The sequence below is a fragment of the Caenibacillus caldisaponilyticus genome (genome assembly GCF_002003465.1).
GTDB classification, from domain to species: domain Bacteria; phylum Bacillota; class Bacilli; order Bacillales; family Sporolactobacillaceae; genus Caenibacillus; species Caenibacillus caldisaponilyticus.
Genome location: NZ_BDDQ01000059.1, coordinates 23,918 through 29,991, shown reverse-complemented (window position 1 = coordinate 29,991; position 6,074 = coordinate 23,918). Strand labels below are relative to the sequence as shown.

5 protein-coding genes and 2 tRNA genes are annotated in these 6,074 nt (G+C 50.9%); 5 read left to right on the top strand and 2 right to left on the bottom strand.

The window, feature by feature from the left end; genetic code table 11:
* A partial coding sequence (locus tag CCB157_RS14405; protein ID WP_143287075.1) for a helix-turn-helix domain-containing protein occupies positions 1 to 396 on the bottom strand: 396 nt, incomplete at its 3' end.
* Positions 397 to 536: 140 nt separating this feature from the next.
* Between CCB157_RS14405 and CCB157_RS14400 the strand changes: the two genes are divergently transcribed.
* Positions 537 to 610: transfer RNA gene (locus tag CCB157_RS14400), tRNA-Gly, on the top strand.
* Here CCB157_RS14400 and CCB157_RS17400 read toward each other — a convergent pair.
* Entirely contained in the window at positions 611 to 874 is a 264-nt protein-coding gene (locus tag CCB157_RS17400; RefSeq protein WP_143287074.1) for a hypothetical protein, read from the bottom strand.
* A gap of 83 nt (positions 875 to 957) precedes the next feature.
* Here CCB157_RS17400 and CCB157_RS14395 point away from each other — a divergent pair.
* The 4 genes from CCB157_RS14395 to clpX all read left to right on the top strand — a co-directional run bounded on the left by CCB157_RS14395 (position 958) and on the right by clpX (position 5,884).
* Positions 958 to 1,034 (top strand) — tRNA-Arg (locus tag CCB157_RS14395).
* Between the two features lie 430 nt (positions 1,035 to 1,464).
* Entirely contained in the window at positions 1,465 to 2,481 is a 1,017-nt protein-coding gene (locus CCB157_RS14385) for a tetratricopeptide repeat protein (RefSeq protein ID WP_077616572.1), read from the top strand.
* Positions 2,482 to 2,678: 197 nt separating this feature from the next.
* Complete coding sequence (gene tig / locus CCB157_RS14380; protein WP_077616571.1) at positions 2,679 to 4,043, top strand: trigger factor; 1,365 nt, start codon at positions 2,679 to 2,681, stop codon at positions 4,041 to 4,043.
* A gap of 569 nt (positions 4,044 to 4,612) precedes the next feature.
* On the top strand, positions 4,613 to 5,884 hold the full coding sequence (clpX, locus tag CCB157_RS14375) for an ATP-dependent protease ATP-binding subunit ClpX (RefSeq protein WP_077616570.1): 1,272 nt from the start codon (positions 4,613 to 4,615) through the stop codon (positions 5,882 to 5,884).
* The last annotated feature ends 190 nt before the right edge of the window (positions 5,885 to 6,074 follow it).

Below are 6,074 nucleotides of genomic sequence, written 5' to 3'. Positions count from 1 at the left end.
CCGATCTCTCGGGCGGTGAACCTTTGCCGGGCGCCGTTTCCGTTTGGGCGGGATGTTGGCTTGGCATCGGATTCGACGGACCGTAGAAGGGCTGACCCGGATTCCCTCCTGTTTGGCCAATAATTCGGAGAAATGGACATCATTGCAGTGCCGATATTTTTCACTTTGGCGGAGATTCAGGATTTTTTGCCGGATGTCTTCGGATAAGGCATGTGCAGGTTTTCGCCCCCGGTTTTTGTGAATGACTCCGTTTTCATCCTCCTCAAGGACTCGTTTTTTGAGGCGATAAACCTGACGAAGACTTAGCGATAACAATTCGGCAGCTTGTTTTCCCGTGATATACCCTTCGATCCATTGACGAATGACTTTGTAACGCTTCAATTCTTTTTTGCTCAATGGAATTCGCTCCTGTCTCATACTGACATTTTCACTGAAGCGTTACAATATGACAATATCACAGACGAACAACACCGATTCATCGAACGGTTGACAAACGAAAGGGAATCTATTATATTTTTTATTGTCGTTACTGCTGTGCGGGTGTAGTTTAGTGGTAAAACAAGAGCTTCCCAAGCTCTGGTCGTGGGTTCGATTCCCATCACCCGCTCCATTATTTTTTTCTCAATTGATTTGAGTCCTGCATCAATTGTTTCACCATGTTCAAGCCGTTCGTTGGATAGAGCACGTCCGAAAAGGCGCCATGAATGGACATCAGCGTACGCATCGGGCAAGACTTCGTAGAGGAGCTTGAGCACGATGCGGACGACGAGAAGCTGAATCCAGCGCTAATGACTGCCTTGAAACCACGTCCCAGTAGCTCAGCTGGATAGAGCACGTCCGAAAAGGCGCCATGAATGGACATCAGCGTACGCATCGGGCAAGGCCTCGTTGAGGAGCATGCGCACGATGCGGACGACGAGAAGCCGAATCCAGCGCCAATAACTGCCTTGAAATCACGTCCCAGTAGCTCAGCTGGATAGAGCAACGGCCTTCTAAGCCGTCGGTCAGGGGTTCGAATCCCTTCTGGGACGCCATTTCGTCTTCTTGCCGCCCCGATCCGTGCAAGGGAGGCTTAAGCGGCTGATATACAAGAACGCTTCCTTACGTTGGATAGACGCAAGGAAGCGTTTTACTTTTGCAGAAATTTGTGGCAGAATGGGGACCGGTGGCCGGTGTTTTTCTGCCCTCCTTTATTTTGTCCAAAAAGCCGCTCGCCGCGGCGCCCGATCTCAGGCGTTGGCAAAGCGCCGTCCATGTACGCGGCATGGCGCCGGTGGACGTCGAAATTTATCTTTCCTGCGGGTCTGGTGAAACCGCTCCGTCAACCGATACAATAACGGTGGAGGCCTTGTGTCTGTCGCCTTCATCCGCCGGATGTCTAACGTGAATGGGTGATTTGTGAATTGTCTTGTTGCAGAGAACCTGCTACACTTGAAGAAACATCTCGGATAGGGGCGTTGTGACGTGAAGCAAAGTTCGCCACGGGGCGGGGGCGCTAAAATCATACCGTTTCCGCATCTTCAAGAGCGGCTCTTGGAGAAAGCCGTCGACGCCCTAAAGCAAAAACAACACGTCCGTGCTTTGGAACTTTTTGAACAATTGGCCGATATCGACGAACAGAATCCCCAGGCGGCATACGGGCTCGCCGTATGTTACGTTGAACTGGGACGGTACACAGAAGCGGTCGAATTGACGAAAAAAATGATGGAGGAAGGCATCGGCGACTATTTCGACGTCCTGAAGTTGCACATAACGGTTTTAATCCAATTGAGACAATATCGAGAAGTCGTCGCCCTCGTTCGTGCCGTCCTCGAGGAAAGTGACGTGCCGACCGATTTGCGGCAACATCTTATGCAATTGGCCGCGTTTGCCGTAAGGCGCTTGGATGAAAAACATCGTGAGGACCAAAAAAAACCGGCGCAAGAAAGCGATGAAACCGAACTTTTTAAGGGTTCGCGCGAACAGCAATGGCGCGCTTTTTATCAAATGCGCAAGCGGGAGCTGGCGATCGTTGAGCGCTTATATCGGAAATATTTGCTTCATCCGCAAGGCGATCCCGTCTTGAAAAGCGTGATGCTCGCGGAACTGAAAGAACGCGGATTAAAGGGACGGGTTGAGGTAGAAAAATTCGGCACCCATTGCCAGGCGGATATGTCCGAACCGCTTTTTTACGAAACGTTTGGCGCCGATGTGCGCCGCCGACTGCAAGAAAACCTTGCTTCGGATAATCCAACGCTGTTTCATTTAGCCGCTGAATTGTGGGATCATTTCACCATTGCCGCTTTCCCCTTGCCGCTTGTGCCGGCTGTGGCCGAAATTTGGGCGGCGGCCAGTTTTGTGTTCGCGAGTCGGCTGAACGGCCGGGACGTCGAATCCGAAGAGATCACCGCGCGTTTCTCCATCGATGCGGAAGATATCGAAAAGCCCCTATCGATGATGACGCTGATCGAAAACGAATCGGAACCGGCTCCCCCGATTTAACGTTGAGCCTGCGGCGGACGCCACAGAACGGATCCGTCCGGCGCGCCGGAATCGCCGAATTGCAATTTTGTAAAGTTTATAGATATGTTATAATGAAGTGGTTGTCATGGTTTGAACGATGGATGCGGGAGATGCGTCCGGCCAAAACCGTGCGCCTATTTAAAAAGAATGAAGATCGTTGGTGGAGGTAAGAATACATGGATGTAAAAGCACAATGGGAAAAAAAAGAAGGCAACCAAGGCGTTTTAACCTTCGAAGTGGATGCCGCAAGTTTCGATAAGGCGCTCGATCAAGCCTTCAAAAAAGTCGTCAAACGCGTGAGCGTCCCGGGCTTCCGGAAAGGCAAAGTCCCGCGCAAAATTTTTGAACAACGTTTTGGCGTCGAATCGCTTTATCAAGACGCCGTTGATATTCTTCTGCCCGAAGCCTATTCGAAAGCCGTTGACGCGACGGGCATTGTGCCGGTTGATCAACCGCAAATCGACATTGAAAAAATCGAAAAAGGCAGCGACCTTGTTTTTACGGCGGAGGTCACCGTCAAACCTGAGGTTAAGCTCGGTCAATACAAAGGCCTGGAAATGGAAGAACAAGACACCGAAGTGAAGGACGAAGAAATCGAGGAACAGCTCAAACGCCTTCAAGAACGGTATGCCGAACTCGCGGTCAAAGAAGACGGCACCGTTGAAAAAGGCGACACCGTAGTCCTTGATTTTGAAGGCTTTGTGGACGGCAAGCCCTTTGATGGCGGCAAAGCCGAAAACTATTCTTTGGAGATCGGATCGAACGCCTTCATTCCGGGCTTTGAAGACCAACTCGTCGGCATGAAAGCCAATGAAGAAAAAGAAATCAACGTCACTTTCCCCGAAGACTATCACGCCGAGGAATTGAAGGGGAAAGACGCCGTTTTTAAAGTGAAGGTTCATGACATCAAAGTGAAGCAATTGCCTGAGCTTGACGATGAATTTGCCAAAGATGTCGATGATGACGTCGAAACGCTTGACCAATTAAAGGAAAAAATCAAAAATCAGTTGAAAGAACAAAAAGAAACCGCGGCGCTGAATGCCCAACGCGATCAAGTCGTCGAGAAAGCCGCCGAAAACGCAGAGATTGACGTCCCCGACGTCATGATCGAGCGCGAAATCGACCGCATGATTCGCGAGCTTGAACAACAAATGGCGGCTCAAGGGGTCACCATGAAAATGTATTACAACATCACCGGCACGGATGAACAAAGCTTGCGCGAGCAAATGAAAGAAAGCGCGGAAAAACGTGTCCGGGCGAGCTTGACCCTGGAAGCCATCGCGGATGCCGAAAACATTGAGGTTTCGGATGAAGAAGTGGAAAAAGACATCAAAGAAACCGCCGACAACTTCGGCCTCTCCGTCGAACAAGTCAAGCAAATGCTTGATATTCAAGGCGGCAGCGATGCGGTGAAAAATGATTTGCGCATCCGCAAAGCCATCGATTTCCTCGTGGAAAACGGCACCGTCGTTCCGAAAAAGGAAGAGGCGGAAAAAACGGCTGAGCAAGATCAAGAGGCGTCCGAAGCCGCCGAAGAATAAAGGCCTGAACAAAAACAGAGAACAAAACGGCCGTGCGCGTCTGTTTCCCGCCTGATTCTGCGCCAAGTTCATAATCGGGAGCGCTCTTCCGGTCCGCCGGAAGGGGCTCCCCTTTTCACCATCGCCCCTTTTTTCGCCGTTCAGAGCGTTGTTCATAGTGATCTCGGCTCATGATACATATCCTTATTCTTGAGGAGGCGCCTGCGGGATGGATTCCCACGACCGCTACATAAATTTTTCCGCCGCTCGCCGCTTTCGAGTATTTTGATTGAACTCGGAGGAGATAATCTGTATTCTATAAGAAAGAATCAAGGTGCGGGCAACTTCAAACTCGAGCGGGTTTAAACCGCCTGCATCATGGATATCCTTTAAACTCCGAATCCTCGCAATGGACGGCTGACAAGGCGGTCTTCCCGACGGAAAAACCGTCCGATTGCGGAAGCCCGTGATATCGCGGCATCGACGTTAAAAAATTTTAAACAGCCGCCATTTGCTTCTGCTGGCCATAAATGAAGAATGTCGCGCGTTTTTCTGCCCGTGTTCACAAGACAGAAATTAGGGGTGAAAAAATGTTTAAATTTAATGAGGAAAAAGGGCAATTGAAATGCTCGTTTTGCGGGAAAACCCAAGATCAAGTGCGCAAGTTGGTCGCCGGTCCTGGTGTATATATTTGCGACGAATGCATCGAGCTGTGCACGGAAATCGTTGAGGAAGAGCTCGGTGCTGAAGAAGAAGTCGAATTCAAGGACGTGCCGAAGCCGCAAGAGATATACGAAATCCTTGAAGATTACGTCATCGGCCAAGAGGCGGCGAAGAAAAGTTTGTCCGTCGCCGTGTATAACCATTACAAGAGGATCAATACGCGGCATAAAAACGATGACGTCGAACTGCAAAAATCGAATATTCTCTTGATCGGTCCGACGGGCAGCGGCAAAACTTTGCTCGCGCAAACGCTCGCCAAAATTTTGAACGTCCCGTTCGCGATCGCCGATGCGACCTCGCTCACGGAAGCGGGCTATGTCGGCGAAGACGTCGAAAACATTTTGTTGAAGCTCATTCAAGCGGCGGATTACGATGTGGAAAAAGCCGAAAAGGGCATTATATACATTGACGAAATCGATAAAATCGCCCGCAAATCGGAAAACCCGTCCATCACGCGCGATGTGTCCGGAGAAGGCGTCCAACAGGCGCTGTTGAAGATCTTGGAAGGCACGGTGGCGAGCGTACCGCCGCAAGGAGGGCGGAAGCATCCGCACCAAGAATTCATCCAAATCGACACGACCAACATCCTGTTTATCTGCGGCGGGGCGTTCGACGGCATTGAACAAATCATCAAGCGCCGCCTCGGGAAAAAGGTGATCGGATTCGGGGCCGACACGAAAACGAGAAACGAGTCGGACAAATATATTTTAAAGCAAGTGTTGCCCGAGGACCTGCTGAAGTTTGGGCTGATTCCCGAATTCATCGGCCGTTTGCCGGTCGTCGCCACCCTCGAAGAGCTGGATGAAGATGCGCTCGTGGACATCTTGATCAAGCCCAAAAACGCCTTGGTCAAGCAATACAAAAAACTGATGGAACTTGACGGCGTCGAACTCGAATTCACGGATGAAGCGCTCAGGGAGATCGCCAAACAAGCGATTGAAAGGAAAACCGGGGCCCGCGGGTTGCGTTCGATCATCGAAAGCATCATGCTGGATGTCATGTATGAACTGCCGTCCCGCAACGATGTGGAAAAATGCATCATCACCAAAGAGACGGTGGTGGACAAAATGTCGCCGACCCTCATCATGGACGACGGCACGGTGGTCAAAAACGGCATCAAACCGAAAGAGAGCGCCTAAGCCCGTCTATTGATCGCTCGCCCGCCAGAAAAAGGGCGGGCTTTTTTTCTGAAGGATGGCGGCGCCATTTTCGTGAACGGTCGCGCCGCGGAATGCGCTGCCTTTTGCGCGCACACCGCTTTTCGTCCGATCGGACGGCCGATGTGCATATTCTTTTGGCCGCCGGAATGTCCTTGAGACGTCCGTTTCT